This is a genomic window from Rhodococcus sp. DN22, assembly GCF_036669995.1.
GTDB classification, from domain to species: domain Bacteria; phylum Actinomycetota; class Actinomycetes; order Mycobacteriales; family Mycobacteriaceae; genus Rhodococcus_F; species Rhodococcus_F erythropolis.
The window spans coordinates 1362137-1381073 of the sequence record NZ_CP133326.1; the positions used below are offsets into that span (position 1 = coordinate 1362137).

The 18937-nt window shown below is 60.6% G+C and carries 12 protein-coding genes, 1 tRNA gene and 3 pseudogenes; 9 read left to right on the forward strand and 7 right to left on the reverse strand.

The genetic code is table 11. From position 1 onward, the window contains the following. Window positions 1-171: 171 nt before the first annotated feature. Window positions 172-465: pseudogene (locus RA302_RS06215) on the forward strand (transposase); the annotation flags it as partial. Window positions 466-479: 14 nt separating this feature from the next. Here RA302_RS06215 and RA302_RS06220 read toward each other — a convergent pair. Continuing rightward, a complete protein-coding gene (locus RA302_RS06220; RefSeq protein WP_338479761.1) occupies window positions 480-2315 on the reverse strand; it encodes a tyrosine-type recombinase/integrase in 1836 nt (611 codons plus the stop codon). Next, on the reverse strand, window positions 2312-3337 hold the full coding sequence (locus tag RA302_RS06225) for a tyrosine-type recombinase/integrase (RefSeq protein ID WP_338479762.1): 1026 nt from the start codon (window positions 3335-3337) through the stop codon (window positions 2312-2314). The genes RA302_RS06220 and RA302_RS06225 overlap by 4 nt, the downstream gene beginning before the upstream one ends. A 113-nt stretch (window positions 3338-3450) precedes the next feature. Here RA302_RS06225 and RA302_RS06230 point away from each other — a divergent pair. Further along, a pseudogene (locus RA302_RS06230) lies at window positions 3451-4380 on the forward strand (IS3 family transposase). 453 nt (window positions 4381-4833) lie between these two features. On the opposite strand, the gene RA302_RS06235 reads toward RA302_RS06230, so the two are convergent. Both RA302_RS06235 and RA302_RS06240 read right to left on the reverse strand, forming a co-directional pair. Further along, a complete protein-coding gene (locus tag RA302_RS06235; protein WP_338479763.1) occupies window positions 4834-4995 on the reverse strand; it encodes a hypothetical protein in 162 nt (53 codons plus the stop codon). A 530-nt stretch (window positions 4996-5525) separates the two neighbouring features. Further along, window positions 5526-7280 carry a cholesterol oxidase substrate-binding domain-containing protein gene (locus RA302_RS06240; protein WP_338479765.1) on the reverse strand — a complete coding sequence of 585 codons (1755 nt, stop codon included), beginning with the start codon at window positions 7278-7280 and terminating at the stop codon, window positions 5526-5528. A 1256-nt stretch (window positions 7281-8536) separates the two neighbouring features. On the opposite strand from RA302_RS06240, the gene RA302_RS06245 reads away from it, so the two are divergent. Together RA302_RS06245 and RA302_RS06250 are read left to right on the forward strand one after the other, a co-directional pair. Then, window positions 8537-8986, forward strand: a complete 450-nt coding sequence (locus RA302_RS06245) for a hypothetical protein (protein WP_338479767.1) — start codon at window positions 8537-8539, stop codon at window positions 8984-8986. Window positions 8987-10076: 1090 nt separating this feature from the next. Further along, a pseudogene (locus RA302_RS06250) lies at window positions 10077-11467 on the forward strand (IS1380 family transposase). A 260-nt stretch (window positions 11468-11727) separates the two neighbouring features. Here RA302_RS06250 and RA302_RS06255 read toward each other — a convergent pair. Beyond that, a tRNA-Gly gene (locus RA302_RS06255) sits at window positions 11728-11801 on the reverse strand. A 305-nt stretch (window positions 11802-12106) separates the two neighbouring features. Here RA302_RS06255 and dcd point away from each other — a divergent pair. From dcd to RA302_RS06275, 4 genes are all read left to right on the forward strand, one after another. Then, on the forward strand, window positions 12107-12676 hold the full coding sequence (gene dcd / locus RA302_RS06260; protein WP_019747488.1) for a dCTP deaminase: 570 nt from the start codon (window positions 12107-12109) through the stop codon (window positions 12674-12676). Window positions 12677-12701: 25 nt separating this feature from the next. After that, window positions 12702-12986: a hypothetical protein gene (locus tag RA302_RS06265; protein WP_019747487.1), complete on the forward strand. Its 285-nt coding sequence runs from the start codon at window positions 12702-12704 to the stop codon at window positions 12984-12986. A 91-nt stretch (window positions 12987-13077) separates the two neighbouring features. Beyond that, the gene (locus tag RA302_RS06270) at window positions 13078-13284 is read left to right on the forward strand and encodes a hypothetical protein (protein ID WP_019747486.1); all 207 of its coding nucleotides are present in this window, start codon (window positions 13078-13080) and stop codon (window positions 13282-13284) included. A 29-nt stretch (window positions 13285-13313) separates the two neighbouring features. Next, window positions 13314-14837: a hypothetical protein gene (locus RA302_RS06275; protein ID WP_338479772.1), complete on the forward strand. Its 1524-nt coding sequence runs from the start codon at window positions 13314-13316 to the stop codon at window positions 14835-14837. 3 nt (window positions 14838-14840) lie between these two features. Here the strand turns inward: RA302_RS06275 and RA302_RS06280 are convergent, their stop codons facing one another. After that, window positions 14841-15593, reverse strand: coding sequence for an IclR family transcriptional regulator C-terminal domain-containing protein (locus tag RA302_RS06280; protein WP_153211330.1), 753 nt, complete (start codon window positions 15591-15593; stop codon window positions 14841-14843). After that, window positions 15593-17104, reverse strand: coding sequence for an APC family permease (locus tag RA302_RS06285; RefSeq protein ID WP_020968712.1), 1512 nt, complete (start codon window positions 17102-17104; stop codon window positions 15593-15595). Before RA302_RS06285 ends, RA302_RS06280 begins: the two co-directional genes overlap by 1 nt. Before the next feature lie 238 nt (window positions 17105-17342). On the opposite strand from RA302_RS06285, the gene RA302_RS06290 reads away from it, so the two are divergent. Further along, complete coding sequence (locus tag RA302_RS06290; RefSeq protein ID WP_264614627.1) at window positions 17343-18923, forward strand: FAD-dependent oxidoreductase; 1581 nt, start codon at window positions 17343-17345, stop codon at window positions 18921-18923. Window positions 18924-18937 lie beyond the last annotated feature (14 nt).

Below are 18937 nucleotides of genomic sequence, written 5' to 3' on the forward strand. Positions count from 1 at the left end.
TCACAGTTGTGATTGTGAGAAGACCTGCATTCTTGCGTGAGTTGTGGTTCCCGGCGTCCGGGTGCGCTACGGCAGATCGGTTCTAAAAACTTCAACTGATAAGCGCGCGGAGCCCGAGCAGTGAATCGGACCGGAGTTTCCGGTACTTCATTCTTTGGGAAAGATGGAGTCATGTCGTCAGCAACGAACAAGAGGTACCCGCCCGAGTTGCGTGAGCGTGCGGTGCGGATGGTCGCCGAGGTCCAGCACGAATATCCGTTGGAATGGGCCGCGGTCGAATCCGTGGCCGACAAACTCGGTATCGGAACAGCGCAAACATTGCTCAACTGGATTCGGAGAGCGCAAACTGATGCCGGCGAGCGGCCTGGTGTGACGAGCGAAATGGCTGCGGAGATGCGCAAGCTTCGCGCTGAGAATCGGGAACTCAAGCGTGCCAACGAGATTCTGAAGTCGGCATCGGTTTATGTGGGTGATCGATGTCAAGTGCCCGTGTCGTCGAGTCGCTGGATAAGTCCGTCGAAGACCTTCTGCCGCCCGATCTGGCCCTTGTCTGCGGCGTCGTCTCGCTGACGGGTGAGGGTGGGGAGAAACTCGATGGTGGTGACGAAGAACGTGCATGACTCGCAGATCGACTCGAAGTGGCAGTCGAGTTCGACTGGGCGTGCGCAGTAGCCGTTACCGAGCATCCGCCGGTGGGCTTCGGCGCGGAGTTTGCGCATCGCGGCGGGCTCGTCCTCGGCAGGCAGGACGGCGGGTTCGTGTTTACTGTAGAGGGCTTCGACTTTCTCTGTGACGGAGAAGTATTGGTCGGCAACGGTCCGGTCCGCGATTCGGGCATAGACCATCGTCATCTCCATTGTCTTGTGCCCGAGCAATGCGGCGATCGCCTCGAGGCTCATACCCCGGTTGATGGCCTGCGTCGCGAGTGTGTGCCGCAGCTGATGAGGGTGGACGTGGCCGATTCCCGCTGCGGCAGCAGCGGATTGGACTGCCTTGTCGATTCGGGTGCCCGGGATCGGACGACCGCGGTCGGTGAAGAGCAGCGGACTGTCCTGCCAGTCCGGTCGGTGCTCGAGCCAGGTGTCGATCATTGTTTTGAGTTGGGGATGCAAGGGGACGTACCGGTCGTTGTGGAGCTTGCCGACGGGGATGCGGAGCCAGTAGGCGGAACCGATCTGGACGACCGAATCGATTGTCAGGTCGAGGAGTTCGCCTTTGCGCATGCCGGTACGTGAGAGCATTTCGATGGCGAGGCGACCGAACTCGTCGGGCAGGTTGCGGGCTGCGGTCAAGAACTTGGCGGCGGCGCCGTCGTCGAGGAATCGCGGTAGCGGCTTGTCCTTGATCGGCCGGTCCGAGGAGTAGACCGGCGCTCGGGCAGGGATATCAGGATAGTCCCATTCGATGATGCGTTGATAGAACGCGCTCAGGTGCCCCATGCGCATGCCGATGGTGGTCTTGGACAGGTTCGTGTTCTTGCGATACCCCGGCCGTGCCGCCAACCAGGTCTTGTAGGCCTCGATGTGGGTGCGGTCGATGTCGGCGACGCAGACTACGTCGCTGGTGGTGGCCAGATGGCCGGCGAACTGGCGCAGTGTGGCCTCGATGCAGTCCACCGACGAGACCCGCAGGCTGATGCCGATCTGGTCGAGGTAACGGCGCATCGTAGCGACCATGACGGGCGCGCACTCCTCGGCGCGGTCCCAACCGATCTCGGGCACCGATCGTGCTGCCCAGCGTTTGCGCGGATGTGGCCGGGGTCCTTGGCCGCGATGGAACATGAGCGCATCGAGCCCAAAGAGTGGCGCGTTCAACGATTTCGGTGCACGCCCGACCTTGGCGACTACGGCGGAATGAAACTGGGCCCGGGCCGCGACATACTCCGCCGAGGTGAGCGCCTCGGTCGTGGCGCCGGCGATGACACAGATCTGCGCGAGTTTGGACCACATCTTCCCTGCCTCGCGCTCGCAGAATCCCAAACTTGTTGCCTGCGTGCGGAATGTGGAAGCAGCTACGGGTTCACGTTCGGCCAGATGGGCGCCCCATTTCGATGATGATTGCACAACATAGATCGCATCGACGGCCACCGACTCGAAGACGGCCGCGAAGGCAACGAACGCGCGCACGATGTCGGGAGCTGCCATGCGCGCCGACACCGGTAGCGCGTTCCATGCGCCGAGATCACCGAACCTGTCCTCGAACCGCAGGACAGCCCGGAGTCGGGTTCGGTGGGCATGTGCATTGGTGACCGCGTGAACGTATGTGCGGGCCGCGGTTGACTCAGGTTTTCTCAAAGAGTCTGTCGGAACGCTCATTTCGCATCTCCAGGGATGTCACCGGCGATGCCGTCGAGAATGTCCATCGCCTTGGAATACTCGCCGATCAGCCAATCGTTGGCCAGATGCAGATAGATGCGTGTGGACTCGATGGATGCGTGCCCGGCTTGAGCTTGAATCGCCTCCAACGCCATCCCCGATTCGCGGAGTCGGGTGAAGCAGGTGTGTCGAAGTTCGTGACATGTCGCATGAGGTAACCCGCCTCGAACTCGGGCGCCGGAGAGAATTTCATCGAGACCGGCCGCGGAAAGCGGGTTGCCGCGTCTGGGACGTTTGAGGACCACGAAGACATGATCGGTGGCACTGTCGATCGGGCGTTCGGCGTCGAGATAGCGGCCGAGGCTTTCGAAGAAGGTCGGTGCGACCGGGACGATGCGTTGGTGGCCGCCTTTGCCGGCGGCGACGAACACTCGTCGCTCACCGGGTCGGACATCGGGCATCCGTAAGCCCAGCACCTCGCATCGGCGTAGTCCGCCGAACAGCATCAACAGGACCATCGCCCGGTCTCGTTCGCAGCGTAGCGCGGCCAATAGTGCGTTGACCTCGTCGGGGCTCAGTACCCGTGGGAGGCGCCGCGGCGCTCTGATCAGTGGGGTCCCGCGAACGTGAGAGCGTCCTGACCGGGTCGAGAGGCCTCGCGGCACGGGATTCTTCTCGACCAGCCCACGCTCATGGAGGTAGGAGAACAGGCCGGAGATCGACGCCAGTCGACGTTTGATGGTCGAGATGGCCAGTCCCGATTCGCCGTCGCTGAGGCGGACCACATTCTCTTTGCGTGGAAGTCGTTGCGCTTGAATGAAAGCCAGTACATCGCTGGTGCTCACCTGCGTCGGTTCCTTGCCGATGATGGTGAAGAAGACTTTCAGGTCGAACGTCTGTGCCAGGAGGGTGTTGGTTCGTGCTCTCGCAGCGACGAAGCGTAGGTATTCATCGAGAAGTGGTTCGCCGAGTCGTGGAATTTCGCCAGGCGGCCGGACCAGCGCTGGGACGAAAGCATTCATTGTGGGGCCTCCTCGATCGAGCCGACAACCGACATGATCAGCCTGACACTGGATGCGTCAGATCACCCACATATCATGATTTTCTTCGCAGCGGAGCAGGGCCGCAACAACAAGTGATCATCGACTACATCAACCGAAACAAGAGTGAGTACGGCGTCGAGCCGATGTGCAGGGCGCTCAGCGAGCACGGCTGTTCAATTGCGCCGTCCACCTACTGCGAGGCCCGCAACCGTTCCGCTTCGCGGCGGGCCGTGCGCGACGAAGAGCTGAAGATCGAGGTCAGCCGTGTGCATGCCCAGAATTATTCGGTCTACGGCGCCCGCAAGGTGTGGCTGGAAATGCGTCGAGAGAGCATCGACGTGGCCCGGTGCACGGTCGAACGGTTGATGGGTGTTCTCGGGCTCGAAGGCGCCCGTCGAGGCAAGCCCAAACGCACCACCATCGCCGATCCACAAGGTCGTCGCGCGGAGGATCTGGTGCAGCGAAAGTTCAACCCGGTTGCGCCAAATATGTTGTGGGTAGCCGACTTTACCTACGTTTCGACGTGGTCGGGCTGGGTGTACGTCGCATTCGTGATCGATGCGTATTCACGCCGAATCCTCGGGTGGCGAACCGCGACGACGATGCCGACACCGCTGGTGCTCGATGCGATCGAGCACGCAATCTGGACCCGCCGCCGAGAAGGGATTACCGACCTGTCCGGGCTCATTCATCTTTGGCGATCGCGGGTCGCAAAACACGTCAATTGTGTTCACCGACAGTCTCATTGAGGTCGGAATCGATGCCTCGATCGGGGCGACCGGGTCGAGCTACGACAATGCTCTCGCCGAACGATCAATGGTCTCTATAAGACCGAGTTGATCAAACCGCGCGGGCCGTGGCGAACGGTCGAACATGTGGAAATCGCCACGTTGGAGTGGGTGGACTGGTTCAACCACCGACGTCTCTACGAGCACTGCGGCGATGTGCCGCCGGTCGAACTCGAGGCGTTCTACTACTGTGAACACAGAACTACGCGAATTGCGGAGTTCTCAAATCAGTAAATCTCCGGACTCGCCGGTGCGATTCATTGAAACCTTGTGACAATACTTTGGGTACAGGTAGGCATGCGTGTGCCTGGATAGCGCATACTGAAAGGTGTCCGTTGTGCCTATTTTCAGCTCGTCGACCGTTTCTGGCGAGCCCAGAGCGATCGAGCATCTATGGGGTGCCGGCCCGCAGTGTCGACAGCCACCAGGACTGGCGCATACTTCGTCCTCCCAGTACTGAAAATGATCGACTGAGCTGGTCAGCGGTTCGGTGCCAGAGCGTAAGTGCTTGACAGAATCGCCTGTTCGACCGTTCGTCACGGCCCGTGAGGTTTGATGAACTCGGTCTTGTAGAGCCCGTTGATCGTTCGGCGAGCGCGTTGTCGTAGCTCGACCCACGGATGGACGCGGCCGTTCACCCTCAGGCCCGGTCCTGGCCTTGGCTCGCAGCGAGTCGGAGAGGGTAGGTCAGTTGGCGAGTCGCCGCGTATGCGCCTGTCGTAGATCGGTATTGGCGCGCCGGGTCTCGGCGAGTTTCTCTTCTTCGACGTCGATGATGCGGCAGGCAGCACCGAGGGGTGCGCGGGCGGCGATACGTAATCGACGGGCACCACTATCTGCGGTGCCCACCTTCTGAACGGTGCGGGGTGATCAGGTTCGTGCCGGCGAGGCTGCGCCGGAAGGCATCCCGAGATGGTTTCTCGTGTCGACCGATGGGAATATTCGGCCTGGTATCAGGCACGCCGACGGCCGAGCAGACGATCGCTGCTGGCGAGTTCTGGGACAAAAGGCTCGACCCCACTGCGGTTTTCGGCGCACGACGGGGCTTGGTACAGCGTGCTACGAGCAGCGTAGATAGAAGCCGTCTCTGTGTGCGTTGACCGCCCCTCGTGATTAGACCATCCTTCACGTCGTTCACTGACGTCTCGACAACGGCGACTGCGCCGCCGTGACTTACGTGACTCGGCACCATGTGACGGAGGGTGGGGTCCTGAACTTCTTGCTCGCCTTTCGCTTCGGCTGTTCAGCGCTGGGGTGTGAGGTAGATAAGGTCAGCGACCGACGCCCAAAGCGCATACGCAGACGGGCGCCGCACTCCCGAAAGTAGGGGAGTGGCGACGACCGTCGAATTGTCAGAGTGTGCGCTCAGTACTTGAACCTCAAGGCAGCAACTGGTCCAGGAAGGTGTTGCTGAAGACCTTGTGCGGATCCAACGCGTTGAATGCGGCGTTGGCGGTGTCCCAGTTGTCGCTCGATGGGACGCCGTCGCGGTAGGTCTGGGGGAGGCCCTGGGTGATGATCGGGGCGTCGGTGTACGGCTTGTCGGGGCCGAACGCCCAGCCTTTGGACCACTCGGGGCGGAAGGTGGCGTCGTTGTTGTTGTAGTGATTACGCATCCACTGTTCCATTTCGCGGTAGAACGCGAACATGCCGGGGGTTCCGGGGACGCCGAGGACGTTGAGCCAGATGGCGGTGTCCCATTCCGGATGGTCGGGGCGCGGGCGCATGGCCGAGATGGTGGGGGCGCCTGCCGAGTCGACCTCGACGTCCGAGGGTTGATCGAGGCCGCAGCAACGGATTTCGACGGGGCCGTTGAGGGGGAACTGTCCGATAGAGCGGTAGTACTCCATGCGGCCGTTGAACCACTGGGTGAAGTCGTGGATGACCTGGCCGATGTTGGCGCGGGAGGTGATGACGGCTCCGCCGCCCTCGGTCAGACGAAGGGTGGTGGCCCGGATGTAGAACTGGACGTCCTTGGACCATCCCCACAGGTCGTTGGAGAAGGTCGCGGCGAGTCCGGCAACGGTGGTGGCGTACATGATCTGCCCGAATGCCGGTGCGATGCCCGGGTTTCCGGCGTTGATCTGCCCGATCATGTCGGTGACCGGCTCCGGGAGGTTGTCGGAGAAGATGTAGTTGTAGGGCCCGGTCACCTCACGCGAGAACGGCGGCTTGGTGGGGGCAAGTGACCACACCTTCATCCACGGGCGTTCGGTGAAGGGGTACCAGATTGCTTCTGCGCGACCGTTTTCGCGGACGAACTTCTCGAAGGTGCGTCCGGACGCTCCGCGGGCACCGAAGAGTTCCTGCCAACCGATGTCGGTGTGGCTGACGCAGCGCATGCGGTAGTTGGGAGCGGCCTGCAAGGTCACGGAGGTGAGGAAGGTGCGTCCGAGGTGAGTCAGCAGCGGCTTGATCGCTGCATCGCTACGCGCGTACGTCTCGAGCGCGTACTCACTGCCGTTCCAGACCACTGCAGTCAGGGAGGTGACGAGGTTGGAGAGGGAGCCGAAAGTCTGTCCGGGAACGTGTGCTTCGCCTTCGGCGGGGAGCGCTGCACCGTGAGCGTCGACGGCGAGGCAGCCGGCGATGGTCAACACACCCGGCGCCGGCAGGTTCGCGAACCCGAGGCCCTGTGCCTGCAGTGCGGTGGTGATGGCGTCGAGGGTCGCGCCGGGTCCTGCGGTGACGGTGGCCGGGCTGCCACCGGCGTTGACGGAGACTCCGGTGAGGTGGACCGTGGTGTCGGCGAGGATGACCTTGTCGACCGGCGCACCGTTGACGATGGTCAGCGGCGTCCAGCCGTGCATGGCACCGCGGGGACGAATGGTGTAGCCGTTGGCATGACCCCAGTTCGCGAGGCGGACTACGTCTTCGGGCGTCTTGGGCGAACAGGTCCAGATCGCGTCGAGCATGATCTCTTTGGACCAGTTCTGATACGCCTGCTGGTACAGCGCGATGCCTTCGGGGAAGGCAGGCGGCGGCGTGAGGGTGGAGACGGGACCACCCGCGGAGCCGGCGGGGACGGCATAGGCCGGCGTCCAGCCGGCGAATGCGGTCGCTGCCACGGCGCCGGCTCCAGCGGCCATGAAACCTCGTCGGGACAGTCGGAACTTTTCGTCTTGTGCCGTCATCTTCGGGCTACTCCTGGTCGTTGAGTTCGGACGGAAATCGAACCCTTTCCAACTTGAGGGATCAGGGAGGATTCAGGCCTTGTTGAGATGCAACCTTCGAGGTTCCCGGATCACAGTAATAGAACGCATTTTATGTTAGTGGGGAATTGAAAATTTGTCCATTGCTAATCTATAGCTAGATTTTAGTTAAAACTACAACCTCCAAGTAGGTTTCCTCGATGATTGCGGTTCCTTGCTTTGGCTAGGTATGAACCATATTTCGCGCTCGCTGGACAGTGGCTAACCTTAAAAATGGACTTTAGCTGCACATTTAGGATGGAGTGATCAGTATTGCGTTAATTCCAATTTGCTGGGAGGTTGAAGTATGGACCTCTTGCTCTGGCGGTTGAGTATGGAAGTGGGTTCAACGAAATGTGTAGCGATGAAATAGCTGCAACGAAAATTGTTCGAAAGCCGATGAGTGACTAATGCTATGTAATTTTATAGGGTTCGCTTGGAAATTTTTGCGACTGGGTTGAGTGGGGCGGCGTCCATCTTCTGTTCGGGCGGACAGCTCTGAATCCAACTAAAGTAGTGGATGAATCCAACTAAAGTGGGTTCTTTGTGAAAGTCGACCAAAACGTGAGCCCAATGTGCTATTTGAAATGGGCGGAGTGGCACACTGTTTAGTGGAATTCGATTGAATTACTGAAACCTGTTGCAAAACTGTGAGCCAACGCATAGTGTTCATCCACATCGACCCCCGATCGTGACCTGGATCATCGTTATCCGGTGACGAATACTCGTCGGGTCATGAATCCTTTGCGTCACCTGTTAAACATCGATGCTGGTCATAGAAGGAGGCACTCTGAATATTAGCTAACAAAAAATATGCCCCGGCCATGAAGTGGAGGTAATTTAAATATATGTCGAAACCGTCTCCAGTTAGAACACGTTCCGTGTAAGATGATGCACATCACTAGATGTGAACAATTCGCTTAGAGAAGATCTCGTGGCGGGGAACCCGCAGTAACCGATGGTCATCAACTCATCGATGGCTAAGCAGGGAAAGAATAGTAGAACAGGGAAATTCGCCACACATGGCGATTTCTCCTGCCTACATTCCGATGCCCAACGGATTTAAATGCCCGTGAAGGGTGCAGGGAACTCATGCTAGTGATGATGTTGATCGGATCGGGTGGAGGCGCACAGACTCCAGCTCTTTCGCCTGTGGTTTGAATGATCGGGGTCTATCAACTCAACCGAAGGAAATGCTCATGAATCTGTCCATGAAGAATTCCGCCAAATCGGCTCTGCTTGCCGCCACGGCGGGAGCAATGGTTTTTGCTGGCACCGGCATGGCCTCGGCAACGCATCTTCCTGCCGTAGGTCAAACGCCAACCGCCGCCAACCAGGTATGCGGTGTAGTCAAAAATGCCGCCGGAATGGGAATCCATGGCGCGACCGTGACCGGCACTCTAGTGCCGCCGCCGGGGGCGCCGTGGACAGCCTCAACCACTACGGACGCTGCGGGAGGATGGTGTCTCCAGGGTACCGGCACGATGGCCGATCAGGTTCAGGGCGGGGCGACTGTCAATCTGGTAGCGACAGACGGGGCATCCACCCAGTCGATCACCGGAATTGGCGTTTCGAGCTTCCTGTCGCACGCCTACTGGGGTCTCGGTATCCCTCCCAAGTCGGCCTGGAACTATAACTTCGTACTTTAGGAGAGAAAAACCAATGTCCTATGACTTTCTGGGAGCTTTAGGCTCCTTCGTGAGGGGAATCGCGCCTATCCTCGGGGGATCCTTGGATGGGCTCAATGCAATGTCGATGAACGTCTCATCGTCCGAACCTAGCTGAGGGGGAGTAATGGAGCTAAGTGCAAGCATGTTCGGCTCACTGGGGCAAACAGTCACCCAGATGCTGCCCACGCTATATGCCCTCTTGATCGAGGGGCCGATTACCTTATCACTTGGAAGGCCCTGATATGGCCGGAAAGAGAAACTGCTGATGTCACTGCAAGAAATGTCATTGGACCTCTCTGAGGTAATTTTCGGCTCTTTTATTGGAGGGCCTCCCAACTACGTCGGATTCGGCGCTTTGCTGACGACGTTCCTAGATTCACTCTCGTGAGGTGAGACCATGTCTTCGGATTACTACCATGGAATGGTCCAGCTCCTGAATGGGCTGCTGACTGCCGGTGTGATGGGGCTGTATGTGGCCTCAATGGAGGGCGCTGGGTTCCAGAGCCTGGACATGATTACTGGTGGTGGTGCCGGCAGTAGCTCATAATCGAACAGCAGGTTGAGCCCGATCGTCATGACGATCGGGCTCAATCTCGACTGTCCGGCAGAGTGATTGCGCGGGAGCGACAGAAATTGACCATGCTTGGTGTCGCGGGAGTTCTGGCGCTTGCCTGGTGGCGAGTTTCAGGTCGCCACTTGTGACCGATTTACACAGTGTTTTTGCAGATCAGGACCGTGTTGTTGCTGGTCGGGGTCAGGGTGTCGCGACCTGGTGCTTGTCGCTGGATTGAGGTCCGACATTTTGCGGCGTGCTGGCGCGTTGACTTTGCAGGGAGGTCTATTTCGACCTGTTTAACCTGATAGTTGCGTGTTTGTCAGGTGCGCGTTGGGCGCGCACTTGATTCGTACGTGTGGTGCCGCCAGTGGAGTGACTGACTTGAGGGCTAACCTCGTGCTTTCACGATAGTCGTCACGAAACCCAGTGCCAGACACAAAGAAAGGTGCCCTGAACTGCAATAATAAGACTTGTCTAGGGTCAAATTATTCACGTTCGAAAGGCACCTATCTGGTGAGTAGGTCTACTTCCTGCTATCCGAAACTCTCCGTCGACACCACCGACCGCGCACTCGTGTCGCAATCCGGAGCGATTATTCTGATCAGCACCGCCGAAAGAACCGGCCTGACCACAGCTTTGTCCGAAGCTTTGTCGCCGTGGCGTAAACCCACCGCTCACCACGATCCGGGCAAAATCATTCTCGACCTCGCACTCTCCCTCGCCGTCGGTGGTGACTGCCTCGCAGACATCGCGCCCCTGCGTGAACAACCGGCCCTGTTCGGGCCGGTTGCATCCGACGCGACCGTATCTCGCCTGATCAGCATCCTCGCCGCCGACGAACCGGCCGCACAGTCCGCGATCAACTCCGCCCGAACTGCAGCCCGAAAAACAGCGTGGTCCCACGCCGGAGACCAGGCACCCGACCACCACATCGACCCGCAGCAACCACTGATCATCGACCTCGATGCCACCCTCGTGACCTCCCATTCGGAGAAAGAGAAAACTGCGCCGAATTTCAAGCGGGGCTACGGTCTCCATCCTCTTTTGGCGTTCGTCGACCACGGTGAACACGGCACAGGTGAACCCTTGAGTTTCCTGCTGCGGCCAGGCAACGCCGGTTCCAATACCGCTGCCGACCACATTCAAGTGACCCGACAAGCATTGGCGCAGTTGCCGTTCCGAACCAGCGGCGGCGTCGGGAAGAAAGTGCTGATCCGCACCGACGGTGCAGGCGGCACCCATGCCTTCCTCGAATATTTGACCGCCCGGCGATTGTCGTATTCGGTCGGGTTCACCTTGACCGACGCGATGGCAGAGGCGGTTGATGACATTCCCGAAGATCTGTGGATACCGGCACTCGATTCGGGTAGCGGCATCCGAGACGGAGCCGGGTCGCAGAACTGATCGGGCTCGTCCACTTGCCGGGCTGGCCTGCAGGAATGCGGCTCATCGTGCGTAAAGAACGACCCCATCCCGGCGCTCAACTGCTGACCGACCGTAACGGTCTGCGGTTGACCGCGTTCGTGACCAATACAGTCGTCGGGAGCCTGCAAACCTTGGAGCTGCGGCACCGTCGTCGGGCTCGCTGGGAAGACCGAATCCGCACAGCCAAGGACACGGGTTCGACGAACTTGCCGTTGCACGGTTTCGCGCAGAATGCGATCTGGTTGGCGATCGTCACGCTCGCTTCCGAGTTGACAGCATGTATGCAGATATTGGCGTTGGCCAGCAGTGATGCACGGCGGTGGGAACCGAAACGACTCCGCTTGCGACTGTTTTCGATTGCCGGGCGTCTCGCCCGCCATGCTCGGAAAACGCGCCTGCGCCTATCGGAGCGGGCGCCGTGGTCCGGACTGATCACGGCAGCGTTGGCAAGGCTGGAGGCGTTGCCGGCACCGACCTAAATCACGGTGAATCTTGTTGGCACGAGCGGAAAGAACACGACTCCGGAGAAGTGGAATCTGGCAGCATCCCGACTGCACACGGGTCGACCAGGGGCCTCTCATGAAAGATTGAGGCTAGCACCCCGATTTGCGTTGGATGCATGTTGACTGATCACTGAATGGAGGAGGTTGTGTACCTGCCGTGTAGCTGTCACAGGATTTGGGGCCCAAACAAGCGAAGTTCGCCTGCCCCAAAAGGGCTCTGAACTGCGGAGAATCGGTGGAGCCGATGACGGGAATCGAACCCGCGTATTCAGCTTGGGAAGCTGATGTTCTACCATTGAACTACATCGGCGTCGCAGCCGACCGGACGTGTTTTCACCGCCGATCAACGTGCTTTCCGAACATTATCAGACGAGCATTCGAGCAGACGTATCACTGGCCGTCGTTGAAGAGAAGGCGCGTGTCGAAGTCGGCACAATTGGTGGATCTTCGTCTAAAAGTTATGCGCGGGAAAGCCTGTCGGGATGGAGAACTCGCGACAGGTGGGGCTGGGCTCTGCCGTGGGAGTCCAGAACCCGCGCATCGTGTTCGGTAACCACGGTGTGATCGCACCCATCGATGGGTCGGCACTGCCCGCAGAACCGGTAACCTCTACCTGTGCTGCTCTCCGATCGTGACATCCGTGCCGAAATCTCCGTTGGACGTCTGGGTATCGACCCTTTCGACGATTCCATGGTGCAACCGTCGAGCGTCGACGTGCGCCTGGATGGTCTGTTTCGGGTGTTCAACAACACGCGGTACACGCACATCGACCCGGCACTGCGCCAGGACGAGCTGACCAGCCTGGTCGAACCAGCAGAGGGCGAGCCGTTTGTGCTTCATCCCGGCGAGTTCGTTCTCGGTTCGACTCTCGAAGTGTGCTCACTGCCGAACGACCTGGCCGGCCGCCTCGAAGGTAAGTCGAGCCTCGGGCGCCTGGGCCTTTTGACGCACTCCACTGCCGGCTTCATCGACCCGGGTTTCAGTGGCCACATCACACTGGAGCTGTCCAACGTCGCAAACCTGCCGATCACGCTGTGGCCGGGAATGAAGATCGGGCAGCTCTGCCTGCTCAAGCTGTCGAGCGCTGCAGAGTTCCCCTACGGAAGCTCCGAGGCCGGATCCAAGTACCAGGGTCAGCGCGGCCCGACTCCGTCGAAGGCGTACCTGAACTTCAACCGCAGCTGAACGAACCAACTTCGGGGGGAGTCGCATGATCGGAATTTTCTACGGTCTGGTGTTCATGAACTTGTTGTTCGTGACCAGCACCGTGTGCTTGATGAAGCCGTCGAAGGCCAGTGTTGTTGCGACCGTCTGCGCAGGAGTGGCGTGGCTCTTCTTCAACGGCCCGCTGGAAGGTCAGGTCTTGTGGTCGTTGAATCGAGAACACGGTCTGACGGTCTCGGATCTGATGTCGCTTGTTGCCTTCGGCATCGCCGCTCGTGGTTGGAATCAGGTCCGTAAGGTCCGCGAAACCGTCGACGCCGATCGTTACTGACCTGCGAGCTCACCTCAATTGAACGCCACGATTCGGGCAGAAGTTTCGACCTGGAGCACAACGGTCGGCGAATCGGGCACAATTACTGAGTATGTGGTGGATTGTCGGAGGCGTACTACTCGTATGGGTCGTGTGTTCCATTCCGATTGCCATCCTGGTCGGACGCGGTATCGCGCGCCGGGACCGCGCAGAATTCGACGGCCGAAATCAACAGTGGGCCGACGAGGTTGTCAGGTCGATAGAGAAGCAATCGGATCAGGACAATGCCGATCGGCGTAAGCCACCACTGATCAGCTGACCAGCTGGACTTTCCGGAGGTGAGTGGGCGTGGAACTTCCATCCGATACTCCCGACGACGTCGTGGCCGCAGCCGCCGGAGGACCCAGGATTCCGCAGTTCGATCCCACAGTCGGGATTCCGGTAGTTCCGCCTGCGGGAGATGCTCCACACCGGTTGGTGGTCATCGGCGACTCGCTGTCGCAGGGATTTCAGAGCGGGGCGGTCTTCAATACCGAGCTGTCGTATCCGTCGATCATTGCTCACCAGTTGGGCTGGCTCGATCGGTTCCGCTTTCCCCGATACGGCGGTCCGGGCGGGCTCCCACTCAACATCGAACTGCTGCTCCGCACCCTCGAAGAGCGCTTCGGCCCACGGCTCGACCTCTGGGAGGTTCCGCTCGCACTCTTTGCTGCACGCGAGTTCATGGACCAGGTGGAGGACTACTGGGAGCGTGGGCCGGGCAGCGAAGCGCCGACGTTCTCGGCGATCAATCACAGCCTTTCGGTCTACGGGTGGGATCTTCGTGACGCTCTGACCAAGACCGCACATGGGTGTGAGGCAGCCCTGCACGAACCGCACGACGACCTGATCAGCCAGATCGTCGAGAACAACGGCGAACGCGCCGCACTGAGAGTTCTGCCGCGAGGCTCCGAGGCAGAGAAGCGCATGACGGCGTTCGACGCGGCAGCGGAACTGGGCAAGGAAGGCATCGAAACTCTGATCGTCTTTCTCGGGGCCAACAATGCGCTCCGCACCGTCACCGAACTCCGAGTCGAGTGGAGCGGCAACAACTTCCGTGACCCGGACGGCAAGCGCGAATACACGGTGTGGCAGCCCGAGCACTTCGCGTCGGAGTACGCCGAGGTGCTGGCCGCGATCCGCAAGATCAACGCCCAGCACGTCATCCTCTGCACCGTCCCACACGTGACCATCGCACCGATCGCCCACGGGCTCGGCGGCAAGATCGAAATCGGATCCCGCTATTTCCCGTACTACGCGCGACCGTGGGTGCGCGACACAGACTTCGACCCACAGCGCGATCAACACATCACCGGCGCGCAGGCGTGGGCCGTCGATACCGCAATCGACGTGTACAACGACGGTATCGAGCAAGCCGTCGCGAATGCCCGTCGGGTGGGGAAGGACTGGTACCTCTGCGATATTGCCGGGTTGCTCGAGCGCGTGGCCTCACGGCGCTACGTCACCGACGTCAATGCGCGGCCGTCATGGTGGACGCCGTACCCCCTCCCCAAAGCACTGACCGACTTGCAACCCGTGCCGGACTCGCTGTTCCTCTCCGCCGACGGTCGCGGCGGCCGCGCATCGGGCGGCCTCTTCTCGCTCGACGGCGTTCATCCCACGACAGTCGCGTACGGGGTGATGGCGCAAGAACTGGCGAACATCATGGTCACGGCCGGGGTCCAGTTCGGCCGCGCTCAGGTCGATTTCGACCGACTCGTCCGACGCGACACCTTGGTGCGCACTCCGCCGCAGAATCTCGATTCCACGCTCGGCGTCATCGGCTGGGCCGACGAGCATCTCGGCTTTGCCAAACGTGTGTTCGGCCTCTGATTTTCAGCTTGCCTTCGACATCGTCGGTGCAACGATGCGTTCCGCGTACTCCCGCAACAGCACGACCAGGTCTGCGTCGTCGACGGAAAGTCTGCCGGTCGGACCTATCGCAGCCAAGGCACCGACGACACACCTTTCCGCGTCGTGGATCGGGACGGCGACGGCGGAGCGTCCGACACGAATCTCGTCTACCTCTCGGGCGGGCTCACCGCGCCGGATCCGCGAGAGTTCGAGTTCCAATGCGTCGCCGTCGGTGATGGTGTGTGCGGTGACCTTTCGCAATGGGGTCTCGGCCAATTCGGGTCGGCTGGCGAGGAGAAGCTTCCCGATAGCCGACGCGTGAAGGGCCGTGACCAGTGTGCGTTCGCCGCTGAGCTCGTGGTCTGGATCGCGATCGACCAGTCGAATTCTGTTCTCTGCAAACGACGCGAGGTAGACGCCGAACCGTAGCTGTTCGCGGAGTTCTTCGAGGAGCACCGAATTGTCGACGGGGGTGGGTTCGGCGGCAGCCCCGGCCAATTCACGGGTGCGTCGGCCCAGCGCGAAGCCGGAGAGGTCGGCGATCCGAACCAGGTAACCGTCGGCGACAAGGATGTTGAGCAACCGATACGCAGTGGCAGGTGGGATGTCGGCCAGGGCTGCAATGTCTTTGGCGGTGGCTCCCGATCCGAGCCTGGCCGCCGACTCGAGGAGGGCAAGGGCGCGCTGAACCGCTCGGGGTTCGTGCCCACCGAGGTCGCGTGGTCGGCCCACCATCAGCGGGCGCCGGCAGTCGGCTCGCCCACCAGCACGATGTTTCCGGCTGCGTCGGTGGCGAACACCCCAGCTCCTGGTAGTACGTCCTCGGTTTCGGGACTGTCGAACGCGCCGACGTGCAGCAGGCTCTTGGGGCTTCGGCGTCGCAGGTAGAACTGCCAGAGCGTGCCCGAGGTCAGGATCACGAGCACAGCGATCGGTGCAACGTACGCATGGTCGATCGTGTTGGCGTAAACGAGGTAACCGAGAACTATCGCACCGGCACCACTTCCACATGACGCGGCTGCGAGAACGCCGGGAGTGTGCTCTCCGATACGCGTCAGGAAGACAACCGATGCGATCGCCACCAGTGCATAGGCAACGATGACGGCACCGCGAACCGTCAGTCGAACGTCGTCGAAAATCTCTCCACGTCCAAGGATGGCAAAGGCTCCGCCGCCCACCAGAACTGTGCAGACGACGACGGTCAGCGCGAAGTAGGGCGTGCGAAATGCGCTGTGAACCGAGGCGAACCGGCGGGGGAGTAGGCGTTCGACGCCGAACGAGTAGACCAGTCGCGACGCAGCATTGGACGACGCCATCGACGACGCCAGCCACGAGCACCCCAGACCGACGTTGAGCGCGATGACGACACCTGGACTCACACCCGTCGCTGTTCCGTGGAGATAGGCGTTGACGAGGGTGTCGCTACGTCCCGACCAAGCGGCCCAGCCCGCAAAGATGAAGAGCGATCCACAGATGATCGGGGTGAGAAGGACTGTGCGGGTGACGGTTACCAGCGGACGACGAGCTTCGGGGCCGAAGAAGGCCGCGCTCTCGAATCCGGCGAGAGCGAACACGGCAGCCAGGGCGGTGAGTAACAGCCCGTGGCCGGAGGTAGGCGGAACGATCTGTGCTTGTTGACTTCCGGAACCGCCCACAATCATGAGCCCGACGATGAACAGAAGTGAACAGCTTTCGACGACGAGGATCGCGAGAGCAGCAAATCTGACACTTCGAACGAGGGCACCGAGAATCAGCAGGGCTATCCCAAGGTAGAGCGCGATGACGTGAAAAGTCTTGTCCACGTGCACACCCGCGAAGCCGAGCAATGCGATTGCGGCCTGTCCTCCGTGATAGAGCGTCATCACCGCGCTGCCGACGTACTTGACCAGCATGGCGATGCCGGTGGTCAATGCTGCCCGGGTGCCCAGGCCACGAAAGACGAAGCTGTGCAGCCCGCCCGATGCTGCCATTCGGCGCGTGAACTGCGAAACGCAGAAAGCGATGAGCGTCACCAGCACGGTGGCCGCGATGATGGTGATCATCCCGCTCAACAATCGGCCGTGTGTCAGCATGGTGACGGGCAGAACGACCATCGACACAGCAGGGGCGGTGGTTGCCACCGACTGGGCCAGCACTTCGGCGCCCGAGAGTTGCCGACGGCCCAACGCGCGCAGCGGTGATCGCGCCGGGGGCTGCTTCTCGCGCGTGGTGAAGGACCGCGCGATAGCTTCGGTGAGAGCGGACATGTCGCGTCACGCTAGTCCGGTTCTGTAACGCGGATATTGCGGACATGCTTCCGCTGATCGCACTCGGGTGAGAGAGCCCGATGCTGATGCTCGCAGGTTTCTCACTCGGTCCCCACTGACTGTTTCCTGCGCGTCAAGTTCCGGACCCAACGCTCCTGAAGTCTGTGTTCAACACCAACCACCCGGGTCACCGGGAGCACACTGGGGAGCTCGAATGCCATACACACGTAGATCTTTCATGCGCAGTCTGGGAATCACCGGCGGCGCCGGCCTGGCACTCGGTGCTATGTCGTCTATCGGCCTGGCGCCGGCGGTGGCATCGACGCCGAGGCGATTTCAGGCACCTGCCGCGGGTGACCTGATCGGAAAGGTCAAGGGAAATCACTCCGTCGTGATCCTCGGCGGTGGACCGTCCGGTCTGTGCTCCGCCTACGAACTGCAGAAGGCCGGATACAAGGTCACTGTCCTCGAAGCGCGCAACCGGCCGGGTGGTCGGGTGTGGTCGATCCGCAACGGCACCGAAGAAACCGACCTGAACGGTGAGACACAGACCTGTACGTTCTCCGAGGGGCACTTCTACAACCTCGGTGCGACGCGTATTCCGCAAAATCACAACACCATCGACTACTGCCGCGAACTGGGCGTCGAACTGCAGATGTTCGGAAACCAGAATGCGAACACCTTCGTCAACTACACCGGCAACAAGCCGCTGGCGAATCAGTCGATCACCTACCGAGCAGCCAAAGCCGACACCTACGGATACATGTCCGAGCTGCTGCAGAAGGCCACCAATCAGGGCGCGCTCGACCAGGTCTTGAGCAAGGAAGACAAAGAAGCACTCTCGTCCTTCCTCACCGACTTCGGCGATCTCTCCAGCGACGGCCGCTATGTCGGATCCTCGCGTCGAGGGCACTCCGCGGAGCCGGGCGCCGGCCTCAACTTCGGAACCGAGATCGAACCATTCGGGATGAGCGATGTCATCCAGGGCGGCATCGGACGTGCATTCTCCTTCGAGTTCGGTTACGACCAGGCCATGACGATGATGACCCCCGTCGGCGGCATGGACCGGATCTACTACAAGTTCCAGGACGCGATCGGGATGGACAACATCGAGTTCGGTGCCGAGGTCAGCGGCATGAAGAACGTGCCGGAAGGCGTCACCGTCGACTACGTCGTCGACGGCAACACCAAGTCGATCACCGCCGACTACGCAATCTGCACGATCCCACCGCACCTGATCAAGCGGCTGAACAACAACCTGCCCTCCGACATCCTGCTCGCGTTGGATGCAGCCAAGCCGTCGTCGTCGGGCAAGCTCGGTATCGAATACTCGCGTCGGTGGTGGGAGACGGAGGACCGCATCTACGGCGGCGCGTCGAACACCGACCGCGACATCTCCCAGATCATGTTCCCCTACGACCACTACAACTCCGACCGCGGCGTCGTGGTCGCGTACTACAGCTCGGGTAAGCGTCAACAGGCTTTCGAATCGCTCACCCACCGTCAGCGGCTGGCAAAGGCCATCGCCGAAGGCGCAGAAATCCACGGCGACAAATACACTCGCGACATCTCGTCGTCCTTCTCCGGAAGCTGGCGTCGCACCAAGTATTCGGAATCCGCCTGGGCATCATGGGCCGGCGCGGGAGATTCCCACGGCGGCATGGCAACTCCCGAGTACACCAAGCTGCTCGAACCCGTCGACCGGATCTACTTCGCCGGCGATCACCTCTCCAACGCCATCGCCTGGCAGCACGGGGCCTTCACGTCCGCGCAGGACGTCGTCACCCATCTGCATCAGCGTGTTGCGCAAACTGCCTGACGTGCTTCGTTTTC